Source organism: Sphingobium fuliginis (assembly GCF_004152845.1).
Lineage (GTDB): Bacteria > Pseudomonadota > Alphaproteobacteria > Sphingomonadales > Sphingomonadaceae > Sphingobium > Sphingobium fuliginis.
Genome location: NZ_SEON01000002.1, coordinates 196,306 through 213,497, shown reverse-complemented (window position 1 = coordinate 213,497; position 17,192 = coordinate 196,306). Strand labels below are relative to the sequence as shown.

General features: G+C 65.9%; 13 protein-coding genes and 1 tRNA gene. 6 read left to right on the top strand and 8 right to left on the bottom strand.

Annotation, left to right across the window (positions count from 1 at the left end; genetic code table 11):
* Window positions 1-72: 72 nt before the first annotated feature.
* Both EWH10_RS05920 and EWH10_RS05915 read right to left on the bottom strand, forming a co-directional pair.
* On the bottom strand, window positions 73-387 hold the full coding sequence (locus EWH10_RS05920; RefSeq protein WP_044661683.1) for a hypothetical protein: 315 nt from the start codon (window positions 385-387) through the stop codon (window positions 73-75).
* Window positions 388-461: 74 nt separating this feature from the next.
* Complete coding sequence (locus EWH10_RS05915) at window positions 462-983, bottom strand: MarR family winged helix-turn-helix transcriptional regulator (protein ID WP_025550834.1); 522 nt, start codon at window positions 981-983, stop codon at window positions 462-464.
* A 128-nt stretch (window positions 984-1,111) separates the two neighbouring features.
* On the opposite strand from EWH10_RS05915, the gene EWH10_RS05910 reads away from it, so the two are divergent.
* Window positions 1,112-1,186, top strand: a tRNA-Gln gene (locus EWH10_RS05910).
* A gap of 292 nt (window positions 1,187-1,478) precedes the next feature.
* Here the strand turns inward: EWH10_RS05910 and EWH10_RS05905 are convergent.
* The 4 genes from EWH10_RS05905 to EWH10_RS05890 form a co-directional block, all read right to left on the bottom strand.
* The gene (locus EWH10_RS05905; RefSeq protein ID WP_044661684.1) at window positions 1,479-3,113 is read right to left on the bottom strand and encodes a saccharopine dehydrogenase family protein; all 1,635 of its coding nucleotides are present in this window, start codon (window positions 3,111-3,113) and stop codon (window positions 1,479-1,481) included.
* Window positions 3,110-3,526: a thiol-disulfide oxidoreductase DCC family protein gene (locus EWH10_RS05900; RefSeq protein WP_044661685.1), complete on the bottom strand. Its 417-nt coding sequence runs from the start codon at window positions 3,524-3,526 to the stop codon at window positions 3,110-3,112. The genes EWH10_RS05905 and EWH10_RS05900 overlap by 4 nt, the downstream gene beginning before the upstream one ends.
* Window positions 3,523-4,755, bottom strand: coding sequence for an FAD-dependent oxidoreductase (locus EWH10_RS05895; RefSeq protein WP_044661686.1), 1,233 nt, complete (start codon window positions 4,753-4,755; stop codon window positions 3,523-3,525). The genes EWH10_RS05900 and EWH10_RS05895 overlap by 4 nt, the downstream gene beginning before the upstream one ends.
* 91 nt (window positions 4,756-4,846) lie before the next feature.
* Window positions 4,847-6,565: a histidine kinase famiy protein gene (locus EWH10_RS05890; RefSeq protein ID WP_044661687.1), complete on the bottom strand. Its 1,719-nt coding sequence runs from the start codon at window positions 6,563-6,565 to the stop codon at window positions 4,847-4,849.
* Between the two features lie 166 nt (window positions 6,566-6,731).
* On the opposite strand from EWH10_RS05890, the gene EWH10_RS05885 reads away from it, so the two are divergent.
* Window positions 6,732-9,329, top strand: a complete 2,598-nt coding sequence (locus EWH10_RS05885) for a PAS domain S-box protein (protein ID WP_044661688.1) — start codon at window positions 6,732-6,734, stop codon at window positions 9,327-9,329.
* Between the two features lie 128 nt (window positions 9,330-9,457).
* Here the strand turns inward: EWH10_RS05885 and EWH10_RS05880 are convergent, their stop codons facing one another.
* Window positions 9,458-10,495 (bottom strand): DUF2332 domain-containing protein, encoded by a 1,038-nt coding sequence (locus EWH10_RS05880; RefSeq protein WP_044661689.1) that lies wholly within the window; start codon window positions 10,493-10,495, stop codon window positions 9,458-9,460.
* A 78-nt stretch (window positions 10,496-10,573) separates the two neighbouring features.
* Here EWH10_RS05880 and EWH10_RS05875 point away from each other — a divergent pair, with 78 nt between their 5' ends.
* Window positions 10,574-11,743 carry a citrate synthase gene (locus tag EWH10_RS05875; RefSeq protein WP_044661690.1) on the top strand — a complete coding sequence of 390 codons (1,170 nt, stop codon included), beginning with the start codon at window positions 10,574-10,576 and terminating at the stop codon, window positions 11,741-11,743.
* 33 nt (window positions 11,744-11,776) lie between these two features.
* On the opposite strand, the gene nhaA is transcribed toward EWH10_RS05875, so the two are convergent.
* The gene (gene nhaA, locus EWH10_RS05870) at window positions 11,777-12,964 is read right to left on the bottom strand and encodes a Na+/H+ antiporter NhaA (protein WP_044661691.1); all 1,188 of its coding nucleotides are present in this window, start codon (window positions 12,962-12,964) and stop codon (window positions 11,777-11,779) included.
* Between the two features lie 383 nt (window positions 12,965-13,347).
* Here nhaA and EWH10_RS05865 point away from each other — a divergent pair, with 383 nt between their 5' ends.
* The 3 genes from EWH10_RS05865 to EWH10_RS05855 all read left to right on the top strand — a co-directional run bounded on the left by EWH10_RS05865 (window position 13,348) and on the right by EWH10_RS05855 (window position 17,183).
* The gene (locus tag EWH10_RS05865) at window positions 13,348-13,866 is read left to right on the top strand and encodes an RNA polymerase sigma factor (RefSeq protein ID WP_044661692.1); all 519 of its coding nucleotides are present in this window, start codon (window positions 13,348-13,350) and stop codon (window positions 13,864-13,866) included.
* 106 nt (window positions 13,867-13,972) lie between these two features.
* Entirely contained in the window at window positions 13,973-14,920 is a 948-nt protein-coding gene (locus EWH10_RS05860; RefSeq protein ID WP_044661693.1) for a FecR family protein, read from the top strand.
* Window positions 14,838-17,183, top strand: a complete 2,346-nt coding sequence (locus EWH10_RS05855; RefSeq protein WP_052628211.1) for a TonB-dependent receptor — start codon at window positions 14,838-14,840, stop codon at window positions 17,181-17,183. Before EWH10_RS05860 ends, EWH10_RS05855 begins: the two co-directional genes overlap by 83 nt.
* Window positions 17,184-17,192 lie beyond the last annotated feature (9 nt).

The window sequence follows — 17,192 nt, the reverse complement described above, 5'->3', positions numbered from 1 at the left end:
AGCGCCGCTCCCGTCCGGTCGGCAGGGCGCGGCGTTTTTTCCGATCCTTTTCCCAGGTCCCTTTCCGTGCCGTCAGTCGTTGCGGATGTCGCTGCCCGCGCGTTCCATCGCCGCGCCGACATCCCGCTTCGCTTCGCGCGCCTCCCGCTCCGCATCGCGGGAGGCCTTGTCCATGGCCGCGCCGAGGCGGCCGGAACCTTCGTCTATCGCATTGCCCGCCTCGTCCAGGCCGCGGTCGAGCCTGTCACCCGCCCGGTCGACCGTATTGCCGACGTCGCTGCCGATCGCGGAGCCGGCATTTTCCAGATTGTCGGCCGCCTTTTCCGAACAGGCCGATGCGCCGAGGACGGTCAGCGCCGACATGGCGGTCAAGAATGATGTGCGCATGGGTTCACCCTTATCTTGCCTTCAACAAAGAGCAGATAAGCGCCCCTGCGGCGATAAGGTTGCGCAACGATCCTTCACCGGCCGCGCAGGCCGAACACCATGGACCGGTCCTGATCGGGGATCAGCCCCTCCAGCACGCGCCAGAAGCCGGTGACGGAGCCCTGCCCCGCCTGGGCATAGGCGGCGGCCATCTTTTCCCGCAGGGCGCGGAACAGCTCCGCCTCCAGCGCGACGCCGGCTGGGCTCAGCCGCAGCAATTTCTGCCGCCGGTCGCTGGCGCCTTGCCGGGTTTCGATATAACCCTGCTCGATCAGGTCGTTGAGCACGCGGCCCAGCGACTGCTTGGTGATGGCGAGCAGGCGCAGCAGGTCCTTGACGGTCAGGTCGGGCTGGCGCGAGATGAAATAAAGGGCGCGGTGATGCGCCCGGCCCAGCCCCTGCGCGGCGAGCCCTTCGTCGATCGAGCGGGTCAGCGCGGAATAGCCGAAATAGAGCATCTCTATGCCGCGCCGGATCTCATCCTCGCGCAGGAAAAGCGGTGAAGCGGGCGCGATCTGGGATGTCGGGACGGGGGATGGGGAATGGGGCGCGGACATGCCGGTCGGTTCCAGGCTGAGAGGAAAGGGCGCGCGCATATTGGCGGTTCCGGAAAATAATGACTAGGCTTTCCTTTCGCGCAACAGGCGCTATATGGCGGTCCGCGCCGGCGATGTCCGGGCGATGCTGGGGCGTAGCCAAGCGGTAAGGCAGCGGTTTTTGGTACCGCCATGCGCAGGTTCGAATCCTGCCGCCCCAGCCACATATTCCGACATGACGAGGTACTTTTCGGCCGCTCGCTGGAGCTGGCTCAAATGGCGCGGTTCCGATGCGGAAGCGATCTGCGAGGCGTTGACCCGACCCACCATGCGTTTGATCGGGGCCTGAGACGCGCGAATGGCGTTATGGCGAGCGGCATCCAAAAGCCGCATAAACAGGTCGGACACATGGCCGCACCAACCAGCTCGGCAAAGTTCATAAACCCTTGCCAACGGAGGGCCGTCCACACAGGATCGATGTTCCAAATTGCAGCCAGTGGTCGAAAGCGTGGCCTGCTATCGGATTGTCGCCGGTTCCAGCCATCCGCGATAATGGACCAGCCGCCCGATCAGGGGCAATGCGATGGGCACATCGAAATGGAAGCGCCCGCCTTCGGCCCATTCGCGGGCGGGCGAACGCGGGGCAAGCCATGTTGGCAAGGGCAGGGGACCGATCCACCAACGCCGCATGACCATGGTCAATCCCTGAGCGTCGCCGGGAAGATCGAAGGCGAAGCGGAACGGGCCGAAGCGCTCGACAAGCCAGCGGCCCCGTTGGCTGAGATGGCTCTGAAAGCGTCGCCCTCCAAAATTGCGGGTCCAGCTTTCGCGGCCGTCGGCTTCATGGAAATGAACATACAGGCGATGAGTACCGGCTTTGGGAAAGCCCACGATCCGCGCGATCAATGCCGCGGCCGGGTTCGACGCGCCGGTCACCGTGGCTTCGCCCGCTGCGCCGCCATCGCGAAACACATCATGAATGGCGCGCACCTCCGGGGGGAGCTGTCCGAAGCGGTCACCCATGATGCGGTCATACAGGGACGGCGGAGCAGGCAGTTCCGCCGTATCGCGCTGGATGGCCAGCTTTTCGAAGGCATCGGCATAATCGCTCAGCGTCAGCGCCTCTGCGGCATCGCGGGCGCCTGCGGCTTCCTGTCCCGACAGGATGCGCGCTACGATGGGCACCACGGACAATGTCGGTATTTCCGGGCCATCGCCCCGGTCGGCGATCAGCGTCCATCGGCGCTCGACCTTTTGGCCAGCCACGTCACCGAACAGGCGCACGATCATGGCGGAGCGATCGCTGCCCAGCGACCGGGTCAGGGATTGGAAAGGGTGAAGGAAACGCGCGAGCGGCGCGAGAGTCGCGACGAGCCGCCAACGCACCAGCCAGCTGGCGAGCCAGAGCGCCCAATTCTGGAACCGGAGTTCCGTACCCGCCCGGAAGGTGACGGCCGGGCGTCCCGCCAGCCTTTCGGGCAGAAGGGCGAGGTCGGGCACATCGACAAGCGCGACCTTGCGACCTGTGATCGCCTCCGTTCCCGCGCATCGGAACTGGACGGAACGCATCTCCTGCCATCCGAAGGCTTTCGCCCAGTGCTGACCGCGCCAGATGCGCAGGGGCTGGCCGACCTGTCCTGCTATGGCGGCGGAAACCGCCGGACCTGCCGTCGCCTTGTTGGATGCGCTGATCGCCATCTCGACCGCGCGCACCCTGTCCATGCCTTGCGCCAGATGACGCACCGCCGCGCCCGACAGCGCCGGCACGCTCGAAGCGCCGGAGAGGAGGATGACGCCTGCGGCTCTGGCGGCATCGTCCAGCGCCCCGATGCCGCACACAAAATCGCGGCTGTCGGCGATGTCGACATAGTGAACCCCGGCAGCAATGCAGGCTTTGGGGATGGCATGATCCATCGCCTGAAAGGGGCCTGAGGCATCCACCACCATGTCCGGCCTATGCTCCTCCAATGCGGTGGCGATCCGACTGCGATCCAGTGCCAGCGGCATCAGGCTGGGCGCATCCCCGCAAAAGGCGCGGGCCTTGTCGATGGACCGTCCAGCGACCAGCACCTCATGCCCTGCAGCGGCGAGACGCCGCGCGATGCGCCCGCCAAAGCCGCCATAGCCGCCAAGGAGCAAGATCCGGCTCACAGGATGCGGCGGGCCTGTTCCGTTGTCGGGATCCAACAGGTCGACCGCTTCCCGAACAGCCGATAACGATGGCGCGCAATCCAGCGATAGACGGGATCGCGCAGCCAGCGCGGAACGATACGGAATGCCGCCAGCCCATCCCAGGGGCGGTCCAGACCCGCCCATATGGCCAGCACCGCATCGCTGTCCCGCAAGGCGCGGCCGTCTTCCACCACGATCAAGCTTTCCGGATTGGCCGGGTCGATCCCGAACTGGCGGTAGAGCGCGGCCCCAATGTCACCTTGCATGGACGCGAGCCGAAAGCGACCGGCGCGGTCATGGCGCAGCACGAAAGCGGCATTGGCGGAGCAGAGCACGCACATGGCGTCGAATACGATGATGGGGCCGTCGCTATCGCTCGACGCATCGTTCATGCAGCCTCCGCCAAGGGCATCCCAACCGTCCAATCGCCATCCAGCCCCAGTGGCGGCAGGGGATTGCCGACCAGCCCGCTGACCATCGCCGCCTGTATGGCGGTGGCCGGCCAGAGCTTGGACAAGGGGCCGACCACGCGGTCGCGAATCAACGGCAGCAGACGGCTGTCCGATTGATAGACCGGGGTGAACAGTGCGGTGAGCCATTGATAGGTCAGCACATGGCGACGGCGCAGTTCGATGGCGTGCCGAATCCCTTCATCGACACTATCCTTCTTTGCTAGACCCTTGGCCAGCGCCCAGGCGTCGAGCAACGCCATGTTGGCGCCCTGTCCCAGCTGAGGGCTGGCGGAGTGCCAGGCATCGCCGATATGGATCAGCGCCGGTTCCGCCGGAGCCGCAAGGGTCCGATGGGCGTAGCGGGCGAAGGTCAGTTGGTCAGCATCATGAATCTGATCGAGCAGCGGCATGCAGTCGGGCCATAGCTTGGCAACCTGCGCCTTCCATGGCGCCAGCCCGGTCTCGCGCCAATCGTCCAGCCGGTCCGCGCGGAGCGACCAGAAGAAAGCAGCTTTGGGCATCGTCGCACCGGGCGGCGTTCCGATGGGCAGGACTCCCGCCATGATGCTGGCGCGCTCGTAACGCTGTGCGAGTGCGTGGGGATCGAATGCGGCGGTCTGCGGCCAGTCGAGGCTTGCCCAAAGCGCGCCATAGGCCAGTTCCCGACCCGTGGGCGGCGCCAGCGCTGTGCGCGTGCCCAGCGCATCGACGACGAGATCATAGGGGCCACTCGTCTCTCCATCGGCAAAATGTAGCGCGCGCTTCAGCCCGACCGGGGCGCTCCCCGTCAGCGTGCGGCCGGTATGGACGGTGATTCCCGCCTGCAGGACGGCGTCATGCAGGATCGCGAACAGGCTGGCACGATGGATGCCAATGCCGAACATTTCCCGGTGGCGAAGGGCTGCATAATGGACGTCGAGGACAATCCGCCTGCCCGCCTTGCCGAAAAGGCGATCGACCCGCGCGCCCCGCGCCCGAGCCTCCTCCAGCAATCCCAATTGAAACAAGACCGCCATGCCCGTGGGCTGGAGCATCAAGCCGGACCCGATGGGTCGAGGCGTATCGAAGCGTTCGAACAGCGTTACATGATGTCCGGCACGATGAAGCAGCAGCGCCGCCGCCAGTCCGCACGGCCCGCAGCCCGCGATCGCAATGTCCAGCCCCCGCATGGTCGCTGTCTAGCTGAGTATACCGTCCTATCCAATAGGAGTGCCACAAGCGTTTAAATCAGCATCCTAGGGCGTGTGGGGATTCAGCCCATCACCCCTCCTTTGCGCCAAACGGACTTTCCTCCCGCCTGACGACGGTGCGGCGTGACAGAGCCGTCCTTACGCGATCCGCCAGCTCCTCGCGGCGATAGGGCTTGCCGATCACGTCGAGCCGCGTGCCGCGCGGGATGTCGGCGACCAGATCCTCATTATAGCCCGTGGTCATAAGCACTGGCGTTTCCGGATATAGTTCGTTGAACTTCTCGACCAGTTCCAGGCCGCTCATGCCACCCGGCATGACCATATCGGTGAAGAGCAGGTCGACCTTGATATTCTCAAGCTTCAGGAGGGCTTCCTCGCCGCTTGCGACAGGAATGACCCGGTACCCGATCGCAGCCAGTTGCTCGCTCGCCAGCGCGCGGACATCGTCACTGTCTTCGACCAGCAGGATCGTCTGTCCTCCGGCTTCGCCCGAAATCGCCGGCGCTGGCATGGGCCGCACGGGGCCGGACACGACCTCTTCGGGCGGCGCGACGGGAAAGAGCAGCCGCATCGTCGTTCCCTGCCCCGGCTCGGAGTCGATTTCCAGACGGCCGAGCGACTGCTGCACAAAGCCGTGGACCATTGCCAGGCCAAGGCCGGTGCCGCGCTCCTTGCCCTTGGTGCTGAAGAACGGTTCGGTGGCGCGTTGGCGAACCTCGGCGCTCATGCCATGGCCTTCGTCGCGGATGCTCAACACGACATAATCCCCTTCGGGAAGGCCATGCGCCGCCGCGTTGCCGTTCAGCTTCCAAAGCTCGGTCGCGATCGTCACGGTGCCGCCGCCCGGCATCGCGTCGCGGGCGTTGATCAGGATGTTGAGCACCGCCATCTCAAGATGCGTGGGGTCGATCTGCACCGCCGGGAGCCGGCGCTCCAGCGCGGTGACCAGCCTGATCTGCGGCCCCACGGTATTGTCGATCAAATCGCCGAATTCGTGGATCAGCTCGTTCATGTTGATCCGGCGCGGCTCGAGCCGGGTCTTGCGCGCGAAGGCAAGCAACTGGCGCGTCAGCCTCGCGCCGCGCTCGGCAGCGCGGGCAGCATTGCCCAGCATCCGTCGCTGGGCATCGTTCAGATCGTCTCCGAGCACGATGTCGAGATTGCCTGTCACCACCTGCAGCAGGTTGTTGAAATCATGCGCCAGGCCGGCAGTCAGTTGTCCGATCGCCTCCATCTTCTGCGCCTGACGAAAAGCCTGTTCAGAGGAGCGCCGACGCGTGACGTCAAGCTGGCTGGCGAAGAAATAGAGGAGCGTGCCGTCGTCGTCATAGACGGGCGCCACGAACACCGCGTTCCAGAAGGGACTGCCGTCGCGGCGATAGTTCAGGATTTCGGTGGAAATCGCTTCCTGCGCCCTTACGGCTTCGCGAAGGGCGCGGACGGTTTCCCTGTCGGTGTCGGCCCCCTGCAGGAAACGGCAATTGCGGCCGACGACTTCGCTTTCCTCATAGCCTGTCAGATCGAGAAACGCTTTGTTGGCGAAGACGATGGGATTGTCGTCCTGGCGCGGATCGGTAAGGATCATCGGCATCCGCGTCATCTGCAAGGCAGCGAAGAACACCGTACCGCGCTGGTCGAGCCCAGGTTCCGCCACGGTCGACCGCTTCCAGTGATGCGTCGGTCGGGCGCCTGTCGGACTATAGGAGCTGGTGTCTTCCAGATCGCCGGCTGGCTCGCCGGTCGCTTCGTTGGGATTGACGGGCGCTTCTGCGCCATCCTTGTCGGCCACGGGCTACCTCAAATCAGTTTCAACATCGCAATAAATCTTCACCGGCGATCTGGTTGCCATGAGTCTTCGATCGAGATTATCGGCCCGGTCCGACCGTCCCGTCTGCAACCAGTTCGGGCGTTTTGCGTTTGCGTCCGGCATCAGAAGAATTTTTCCCGGGGGGTCGATGAAAAAGCCAGAACCGTCGCGCGCGATCAGCGCTGACGAATGGCGCCAGATCGTCGATGGCGCGGTTGGCACGGCGATCGTCACCACCGATCTCGAAGGCCGGGTGACGAGTTGGAACGAGGGCGCGTCCCGGATGCTGGGCTGGACCGCCTCTGAGGTTCTGGGTGAGACGCTGGAGCGCCTGTTCCCCCCCGGAGAGGGCGCCTCGGCGCTCCGACAAGAGATGACCGACGCGCTGACCGTCGGCCGTGGCGGCGGAACGGAAGGTTGGCGCATTTGCCGCGACGGATCGCAGATATGGGCCGTAGGCGAAATGTCGCCGATCCGCGATCAGGCCGGTTCCGTGGTCGGATTCACGAAGATTTTGCACGACCGCACGAAAAGCAGGGAAGCGCAGGAGGCGATCTCCGAAGAGCGGCGCGCGCTGGAGATACTCAATCGGGCCGGCTCCGCGCTGGCGGCCAAGACCGATCTTCAGGAACTCGTCCAGATCGTCACCGATGCGGGGGTCGAACTGACCGGCGCCGAATTCGGCGCCTTCTTCTACAATGTCGAGAATGAGGCCGGGGAGAGCTACATGCTCTACACCCTGTCCGGGGCGCCGGCCGAGGCCTTCTCCAAATTTCCGATGCCGCGCAACACATCGGTGTTCGCGCCGACCTTCTCAGGCGAAGGGATCGTTCGCTCCGACGATATAACCAGGGACCCGCGTTACGGGCAGAATGCGCCACGCAAGGGCATGCCCGAGGGACATCTGCCCGTGCGCAGCTATCTGGCCGTGCCGGTCATTTCGCGTAGCGGAGAGGTGATCGGGGGCCTGTTCTTCGGCCATGCCGATATCGGCGTCTTCGACGATCGGTCGGAACGGGGCCTGGAAGGCCTGGCGGCCGAGGCGGCCGTCGCAATCGATAATGCCAGGCTGTTTCAGGCGCTCGAACGCGAACTCACACAACGGCGGAAGGCGGAGAGCGAGCTGGCCGACAGCGAGGCGCGCTTGCGGCTGGCCACGGAAGCGGCTGAAATCGGCACCTGGGACTACCACCCCGCCTCGAACGAACTTCGGTGGGATGTTCGGTGCAAGCAACTCTTCGGTTTATCCCCGGAGGCGGCAGTCACCTATGCGGGCTCCTTCATCGCGGGAATTCATCCGGACGACCGGGAGCGCGCGGATGAGGCCGTCCGGCGAGCGATCGATCCCGAGGGCATGGGCCGCTACGACATAGAATATCGCACCATCGGTATCGAGGACGGACGGCAGCGGTGGATTTCCGCGAACGGCCGCGCGCTCTTCGATACCGACCAGGGAACGCGGTTTGTCGGGACCGTGATCGACATTACCGAGCGGAAGGCGACCGAGGACAGGTTGCACCAGCTTAACGAGCGGCTGGAAGAACAGGTCGAGGCCGAAATCCGCAAACGCGCGGAAGCGGAAGAGGCGCTGCGCCAGTCGCAGAAGATGGAGGCGATAGGACAACTCACCGGCGGGATCGCCCACGACTTCAATAACCTGTTGGCAGGCATCATCGGCAGCCTGGAAATCATCGAAAGGCGCATTTCCGAAGGCCGGACCGAGGGTATCGAACGCTTCATCAACGGTGCGCAGACCTCCGCCCGGCGCGCCGCGGCGCTGACCCAGCGGCTCCTCGCCTTCTCTCGTCGCCAGACCCTCGATCCCAAACCGACCGACGTGAACCGGCTGGTCTTCGGCATGGAGGACCTCATCGCCCGCACCGTCGGCCCGGCCATCAAGGTCGAGGTCGTCGGCGCGGCGGGCCTCTGGCCAACCAGGATCGACACCGTCCAGCTCGAAAGCGCGCTCCTCAATCTCGCCATCAACGCTCGCGACGCCATGCCCGACGGCGGCAAACTGACGATCGAGACCGCGAACAAGTGGCTGGACAATCGCGCCGGGCGGGAACGCGACCTGCCGCCGGGGCAGTATATCTCGGTGTGCGTCACCGACACGGGGACAGGCATACCGAAAGACATCGCCGACCGGATATTCGATCCGTTCTTCACGACCAAGCCGATCGGTCAGGGCACGGGTCTGGGTCTTTCCATGATCCATGGTTTCGTGCGACAGTCCGGCGGCCAGGTTCGCGTCTACAGCGAAGCGGGGCAGGGAACGACGATGTGCCTCTATCTGCCCCGCTACTCCGGCGATGTCGCGGACGATGCCGCGGCGGCGGAATCGCCGATTCCGGAAACGGGCGCCGGGGAAACCGTGCTCGTGATCGACGACGAACCGACCGTTCGCATGCTCATAGTAGAGGTGCTCGAAGACGCTGGATATGTCGCGCTCGAAGCCGAAGATGGCCCCTCAGGGTTGAAAATCCTTCAGTCCGACGTCCGGGTCGACCTGCTCATCACCGATGTCGGATTACCCGGAGGCATGAACGGCCGACAGATCGCCGACGCGGCCCGCGTCGGTCGCCCGGACCTGAAGGTGCTTTTCGTAACCGGGTTCGCGGAGAATGCCGCTGTCGGCAACGGGCATCTTGAGAGGGGCATGGAGGTTATCACCAAACCATTTGTGATGACCGAACTCGCGAACAAGATCACCGACATGATCGAACATCGGCACTTCGGCGCCTGATCGACGCCGATCTCCGGCCGCATCGGTCAAAGGTCATCTTGAGGGGCGTGGCATGAAATAGCTGACCGTCCGGACCCGAGGACCGAAAATTAGGAATAGCGCGTTGTTTCGTCTGTTTCTATGGCTCATTACTGCCAGACGGCATATTCACCATGGGGATGGACGACAGCCAGCAGCCGGTCGTGCCCCGGCCCCGACCATAGCCGCAGTTCGAACTGCCGCGCGGTCTCATTCAGTTCCATCCGGAGCCAGAAGAACGGCGCATCGGCCGTCGCGGCAGCGGCATGGCTCTCCAACGTCGCAAGGATTTGCGCCTGCTCGACCGGCAGGATATATTGCCAGACCACCGAGTGGAACACGACCGTCGCGAAGCCAGTCTTAGGTGCCGCGCGCTGCACGAAACGCGCTGCATTCTCGGCCTCGACCACCAGCGAACCGCTTTGACCCAGCGCGACCGCCGCCTGCAGGCGTTCCATTCTCTCCCGCTGCTCAGCCCAGCAATAGGACAGCAGACGGGTGGCATCGGCCGTCTGCCGGATGTCGATCGGGCGACGGTCGCAGGCATGCCGCTCCGCCACGATCAAGTCCCGGTCCAGCGAGGGTGCCGCTCCTTCCCATCGGCTTGAGACAATCACGGAACTGGCCGGATCGCCCCAGATCGTCCCGCCGATCTCATAGCGAAACGCATCCCACAGGCTGTTCAGCCCCGCGCTCGCGCCCAGTTCAAAGCAGCGTAGCGGGAGCCCGGCCTCGCGCTCGATCGTCAGGAACCCGCCCAGCAGGCATGCCGAGCGCCGCACCTCATTGGTCTGCGGCTCATGTGTCAGAATGGCGGCCACCGGCCCGGCATGGTCGATCAGCACCTGCTCCGCCGTCACCCAAGCCTGTTCCGGATCCTCTGCCGCAGGCGGGTAGCAGGCTGCCAGAGCGGGCGCTTGCCCGCTCAGCACCAGATAATGCAGGCTCGCCAGCAGCCGGAGCGCGACGGCATCGCGCACCAGTCGATCGGCCGGAACCCCGCTCCAGTCCGCCAGCAGATGCGACACTATCCCGCCCGGGATGATGGCCCTGCCCGCGCGTTCCAGCACAGCCGCGCTGAACGGCGCACCCAGCGTCGCGCAGGCATGAGATTGGCGTTCAAAGGCTTCCAAAAGCGTGTTCGACATGGCGGTCTCCCGGATATTCGCTTGCCCGGAAAAGCCCCCATCGACATTGATCGGTCAATCTTGATAAATATAATCAATATGAAAGAGGGCGATTGGATATCCGCCGAGGAGGCGCAGTTGCGCCTGGGCGTTCGCGCGCAGACGCTCTATGCCTATGTCAGCCGCGGGCATGTTCAGGTGCGTGCCCATCCAGCGGACGCGCGCCGCAGCTTGTATCGTGCGACCGATGTGGATGAACTCGCCGTCCGCAACGGGCGCAGCCGCAAGCTGGCGGATGTGGCGTCCGCCGCCATCGCCTGGGGCGAGCCCGTCCTGAGTTCGGCGATCACCACGGTGCGCGCCGGCCGTTTCTTCTATCGCGGCCATGATGCCGTCGGACTAGCGGAGGATCGGCCGCTCGAAGCCGTCGCTCGCCTGCTGCTCGGCGAAGACCAACCCGGCGCCGACAACATGGAGCGAACCCCACCGCCCGACCATGTCGATCTCCACCATCGCCTCTACCAGATGCTGGCGGGGCGTGCCGCGGCCTCGCCGCCGATGCTGGGGTCGAGCGACGGTATGATTGCTGCCGAAGCGGCGCTGCTGCTGGACCTCGTCGCGGATGCGGCCGCTGGCGCTGTCCTGCCTGGCCCGATCCATCAGCGGCTGGCGAACAGTTGGGGCGCCGACCCCCATGGCGCGACGGCCGACATCATCCGCCGCATGCTGATATTGGTCGCCGATCATGAATTGAACGCCTCCACTTTCGCGGCGCGCGTGACCGCATCGACCGGCGCCGCGCTGGCCGCCGCTGTCCTTTCCGGCCTTTCGACGCTTTCCGGCCCGCGCCATGGCGGCATGAGCGCCATGGCGCGGCGTTTCGCTGTGGAGGCTGAGCTGCATGGCGCGCGGGACGCTGTCCACGCGCGGCTGGTTGAGGGGCGGTCCCTGCCGGGTTTCGGCCATCCACTCTATCCGCAGGGCGACATAAGGGCGAAAGCGCTGCTCGACGGCTTCGAACTGCCCGCCTCGCTGGCGGCATTGCGGGCAGCGGCGAAGGATCTGGCCGATGTCGAACCCAATATCGACTTCGCCATGATGGCTATCTGCCTGTCCTGCGGCCTGCCTGCCCAGGCGCCCTTTGCCCTGTTCGCGACAGCGCGCAGCGCAGGCTGGATCGCCCATGCCGTTGAACAAAACCGGACGGGCAAACTGATCCGGCCCCGTGCTCGCTATGTGGGGCCGGAACCGCTGATCGGGTCGGATTGACGGAACGGGCCTTGGCCGCGACACGGCTGTGCTTCAAGCCTCCATGCGGTCCGGCGTGTCTCCCTTGGCGACCCGCAGCAGCAGATAGCCAAGCAAGCCGGAAAGCAGGGAGCCGGCGAGAATGCCGATCTTGGCTTCGGCCTGGAGCATCGCGTCGTTCGAAAAGGCGAGAAGCGTGATGAACAGGCTCATCGTGAACCCGATCCCGCACAGGAGCGCCGTGCCCAGCATCTGGAGGCGGCCCGCATGAGCAGGCATGTCGGCCATGCCGAGCCGGATGGCGAGCATCGATGCGCCGAACACACCCACCACCTTGCCGACCAGCAGGCCTAGCCCGACGCCCAGCGTGACCGGCGCGACAAGGGCCTCCGCCCGAAGGCCGAGAAGGGGAACGCCCGCATTCACCAGCCCGAAGAGCGGCACGATCAGGAAGCCCACCGGCCAGTGCAGCAGATGTTCGAGTCGATGGAGTGGGCTATGTTCCTCCAGATCCGGTTTGCGGGGCGTCCCTTGCAGCGGAATGGCGAAGGCGAGGATCACGCCCGCCAATGTCGCATGGATGCCCGAGCGCAGGACGAAGAGCCACAATAGCGTGCCGATGAGCAGATAGGGAATGAGCCGGCGCACGCCGGAACGATTGAGCGCGAACAACAGGATGGTGACGGCCGCCGCGCCGCCGAGGTCGATCAGCGAGAGTTTTGCCGTGTAGAAGAAGGCGATGATGACGACCGCGCCAAGATCGTCGATGATGGCGAGCGCGGTGAGGAAGACGCGCAAGGAAATGGGAACGCGGTTGCCCAACAGCGCGATCACGCCCAGTGCGAAGGCGATGTCCGTCGCCGCCGGGATCGCCCATCCCCGCGCGGTCGCACCGCCGTTGAACGCCAGATAGACGAGCGCGGGCACCGCCATGCCGCCCGCCGCCGCAATGCCGGGCAATATTCGACGGGGCCAGGTGGAGAGTTGCCCGTCCATCACCTCCCGCTTGATCTCCAGCCCGACGAGCAGGAAGAAGACCGCCATCAGCCCGTCATTGACCCAGTGATGCAGGGACAATGGGCCAATCCGGCTGTGCAGCAGATGTTCATAAGCCCGACCGAGGGGTGAATTGGCGATCAGCATCGCCAGCGCGGCCGCGACCATGAGAATGATGCCGCCGGAGGCCTGTCCTTTGAGAAACTGGCGCAGGGCGCTGAGCGGCTTCACACGCAAGAGGGCCATCGAGAAAACTCCCGGCAAGTCATCAGCCCGCTGGCGGCCCGACCAACGGCTATCAACCTGCCCGCCCGACAGCCGAAGCGAACACCCGTCGCCGCTATGGCAAATGCGCTCGTGGCGCACAACCATATCCCGAAGTCAGGCGACGGGTCGCGGAGGATGAGGAGGGAGCATGGGACGCTTTCCTGATCCCTGAACCGGGCGCGGCAACTGAATCGACGCTGTCGCCTCTTCCGCATGCAACGGATTGTGCTCGATCAATGATGATCGGCCCAACGGTCTGCTACCCTTGCCGGGCAGGTGGGGCAGAAGATTACAGCCAATTAAATTGCGCAATGCTGCGGGAGGGGCGAAGGAGGGGCATCGGATCGGAAAGGCGCCCAAGGATGGAAGGCGGGCTGGAGACTGTCTATCATAGCTGCCGCGCCGAACTGCTGCGCTTTCTGCTGGCGCGCACCGGCAGTGCGGCGGAGGCCGAGGATATTCTGCAGGACATATGGCTGCGGGTCGGTCAGGGCCGAAGCGGTCCTGTCGCCAATGGGCGCGCCTATCTCTATCGGGTCGCGCAGAATCTGGTGCTGGACCGCCTGCGGGAGGCGCGGCGGCGCGCGGTGCGGGAGCAGGGTTGGATGGAGATGGCCGCCGGCGTGGACCTGCGGCATGCCGATCCCGCCGATCCGAACGCCGATGCGCTGGCGCAGATGACCGAGCGGGAGGAGGTGGCGCGGCTTGCTTCCGCGATCGCCAACCTGCCTGCCGGGGCGCGACGCGCCTTCCAGTTGCACAAGCTGGAGGGGCTGTCGCATGACGAGGTGGCGCAGCGGCTGGGGATCAGCAGGAGCGGGGTCGAGAAACATATGGCGGTCGCGATGAAATATCTGCGCCGGGCCCTGAGCGAGGACTGAGGCGGAGCGGGCATGATGGCGTCACAGCGGGACACAGGAGCATGAGCGGGAGGCGGCGCCCCGAACGGGCGAGCTTCGATGGGACCGGCTTTGGTGGGATAGGGCCATGACGGAGACGATCCTCGACCAGGCGATCGCCTGGCACCGCGCGCAGGATGACGCGGATTTCGACTGGGACGGCTTTACGCTGTGGCTGGAGGCCGATCCCGCGCATCGAACCGCGTTCGATTCCATTGCGCTGGTCGATGCCCGTATCGTCGAGCATCGTGCGACGCTGGCGGCGCTGGTGCCGCCGGTGGACATGCCGGGTCCGGCCATCGCGGCGGAGGCGCCGCGCCGGCGACGGCGGTGGGTGGGCGGTGGAGTCGCGGCGGCGCTCGCGCTTGCCGTCGCCATTCCCGCCTTGCGATCGCCCGCGCCGCAACCGGCGGACTATCGCACCGGGCCGGGGCAGGGGCGCACCATCCTGCTCAAGGACGGCTCCCGGATCGCGCTTGCCGCCTCCAGCCATTTGCGCGTGGAGGGCGCTGCGCAGGACCGGCTGGCGCTGGAGGGCAGCGCCCTGTTCGACATTCCTCACCGGCCCGGGCGGACGATGACGATCGAGGCGGGCGGGCAGCGGATCAGCGACATCGGCACGCGTTTCGACATATTGGCCGACGCCCGGACGATGCGGGTGGCCGTGGCGGAGGGCAGGATCAGCATCGCGCCGCGCGATGGCGGGGATGCGATCCCATTGCCGGCCGGGCGGCAACTGCTGGTCGATCGGCTGACGCATCGCGGCGCGACCAGCGCCGTATCGCCCGGCACCGTCGGCAGCTGGCGGCAGGGACGGCTGGTCTATGAGGCTGTGCCGCTCTCTCTGGTGGCGTCCGATCTCAGCCGCTATGCAGGGGTGCCTGTCAGGGTCGGGGCCGATGTTGCCGACCGGCCATTTTCCGGTGTGTTGATCGTGGGGGACGGATCGGGCCTTGTCGGGGAAGTCGCGCAGTTCATGGACCTTCGCACCGTGCATCAGGGCGGCGCTGTGCTGCTGCGCGCTGGCGCCCGCTAGCGTCGGGGCGCAGGAGCGGCCGATCCATGTCGAACCCGCGCCGCTGGCCGAGGCGCTGACGGCGCTGTCGCGGCAGACCGGGATAGCGATCGGCTTCGAAGGCCGCCTGCCCGGCCTTCGGTCGCGCCACGTCGACGGGCGGATGACGGTGGAGCAGGCGCTGGCGCGGATGCTGGAGGGAACGGGGCTGGAGGCGCGGCGTCTCTCCCCCACCGCCTATCGCCTGGTGCAAGCCGCGCCGCCGGCATCGCGCCGCGACCCCGTCCGGCCAGCGCCTCCGCTTCCGCCGGAGGGGTCGGTGGATATCATCGTCACCGGCACCAAGCGGGAGGAGCCTCTTGCCCGGCTGCCGATTTCGGTCGCGATCGTGCAGGCGCCCGGCGAGCAGGGCGGCGCGCTGCTTCCGGGCACAGAGGAGGTTGCGCAGCGGCTGGACGGCCTGACGCTCACCAATCTGGGACCGGGGCGCAATCGCCAGTTCATCCGCGGCGTGGCGGACAGTCCCTTCAACGGAAACAGCCAGTCGACCGTCGCCATCCTGATCAACGATGCGCGCGCCACCTATAATGCGCCCGATCCCGACCTGAAGCTGGTCGATGTCGAGCGCGTGGAACTTTTGAAGGGACCGCAGGGGTCGCTTTACGGCACCGGCACGCTGGGGGGCGTCTATCATATCGTCACGCGCCCGCCCGATGCGGGGTCGTTCGCGGCAATGGCGGGCATGGGCGCATCACTGGCCACCCACGGCGAAATGGGCGGCAGCGCGGAGGCGATGGTCAACCTGCCGGTCGTGGCGGACCGGCTGGCGTTGCGCGCCGTGGCCTATGCGGTCCGCGAGCCGGGATGGATCGACACGGCGGGCCGGGGGGATGCGAACCGGGGTGAGTTGCGCGGCGGGCGCGTGGCGTTGCGCGCGCTGGCGGGGGACTGGACCGTCGATCTCAACGGCATGGCCCAGATGCGGGACGTGGCCGACAGCCAATATGTCTATGCCCGCCATGCGTTGGAGCGGCCCGCCCAGCCTGCCGAGCCGCACGACAATGATTTTGCCCTGATGGCGCTGCGCGTCGCGGGAAAGCTGGGCGGCGCGAACCTGGTCTATGCCGGCAACTGGGTCGATCATGACGTATCGAGCACGCTGGATGCGAGCGATCTTTCCGCCTCCGCCTTCGGCATTGCTGCCCCGGCGCTTTATCTGGAGCAGCGCCGCAATCGCCTGTTCGACCAGGAAGTGCGTCTGTCGCAGACGCGGGATGACGGTCTGTCCTGGCTGGCGGGTCTCTCCTTCGTGGATGTGCGCAACCATCTTTCCGGCGTGGTCCGGGGGGTGCGGGATGAGACGGTCGGGACCGGCATACAGGGCGTGGTCGAATTTTCGGCTTTCGGCGACATGCGCATGCCGCTGACCGGGGCGCTGTCGCTCAGCGTCGGCGGCCGCCTGTTCCATTCCCGCATAGAGGAGGAGCAGGGCGCGCGCCACGCACGGATCGAGGCGTCGGTTGCGCGCAGCGGCTTTACGCCTTCGCTGGCCCTGTCCTGGCAGGCGGGCGTGCATGATTTCTTCTATGCGCGCTATGCCGGTGCGCTGCGGCCCGGAGGCCTTAGCCGGACCGGCGCCGCTTCGGCCGAGCGGTTCGAATCCGACGAGCTGCAGACGGTCGAGATGGGCTGGCGGCATTCGGCCTCCGCCTGGCTGACGGTCAATCTCGACGCCTTCCTGACGACATGGTCGCATATGCAGTCGGATTATCTGCTGGCCGACGGGTTGATCGGTACGCGCAATGTCGGCGATGCCCGCATCCGGGGGGTCGAGGCGTCGGTGGACTGGAAACCGGCGGCCGGATGGGCGATCAGCGCCGGGCTGGTCGGGCAGAGCGCGCTGTTGACCCGCACGAACGAGGGCTTGCGGCTGGAGGACCGGCATTTGCCTGTCGTTCCCGACTGGAAGGCGCGGCTGGGGGTGAACCGCCATTTCGATCTGTCCGGCTGGAGCGGCAGCATGGGCGTGAACCTTGCCTATCTCGGTCCTTCCCGTCTCAGTTTCGATCCGGGCCTCGACCGGCGGATGGGCGACTATGCGCTGGCGAATGCCGATCTGGCGCTGCGCCGGAAGGATTGGAGCATCCGGCTGTCGGGCAGCAATCTGCTGGACTGCAAGGCGGACAGCTTCGCCTTCGGCAATCCCTTCGCGCTCGCCAGGGGCACGCAATATACGCCGCTGCGGCCGCGGCAATGGGCGGTCGGGCTCACGAAAAACTGGTGACCGGCCTTC

Coding starts and splice junctions, on each gene's coding strand:
- EWH10_RS05885 (WP_044661688.1), top strand. CDS start 6,732: ATGAAAAAGCCAGAACCGTCGCGCGCGATCAGCGCTGACGAATGGCGC.
- EWH10_RS05915 (WP_025550834.1), bottom strand. CDS start 983: ATGTCCGCGCCCCATTCCCCATCCCCCGTCCCGACATCCCAGATCGCG.
- EWH10_RS05860 (WP_044661693.1), top strand. CDS start 13,973: ATGACGGAGACGATCCTCGACCAGGCGATCGCCTGGCACCGCGCGCAG.
- nhaA (WP_044661691.1), bottom strand. CDS start 12,964: ATGGCCCTCTTGCGTGTGAAGCCGCTCAGCGCCCTGCGCCAGTTTCTC.
- EWH10_RS05900 (WP_044661685.1), bottom strand. CDS start 3,526: ATGAACGATGCGTCGAGCGATAGCGACGGCCCCATCATCGTATTCGAC.
- EWH10_RS05865 (WP_044661692.1), top strand. CDS start 13,348: ATGGAAGGCGGGCTGGAGACTGTCTATCATAGCTGCCGCGCCGAACTG.
- EWH10_RS05875 (WP_044661690.1), top strand. CDS start 10,574: ATGAAAGAGGGCGATTGGATATCCGCCGAGGAGGCGCAGTTGCGCCTG.
- EWH10_RS05920 (WP_044661683.1), bottom strand. CDS start 387: ATGCGCACATCATTCTTGACCGCCATGTCGGCGCTGACCGTCCTCGGC.
- EWH10_RS05880 (WP_044661689.1), bottom strand. CDS start 10,495: ATGTCGAACACGCTTTTGGAAGCCTTTGAACGCCAATCTCATGCCTGC.
- EWH10_RS05895 (WP_044661686.1), bottom strand. CDS start 4,755: ATGCGGGGGCTGGACATTGCGATCGCGGGCTGCGGGCCGTGCGGACTG.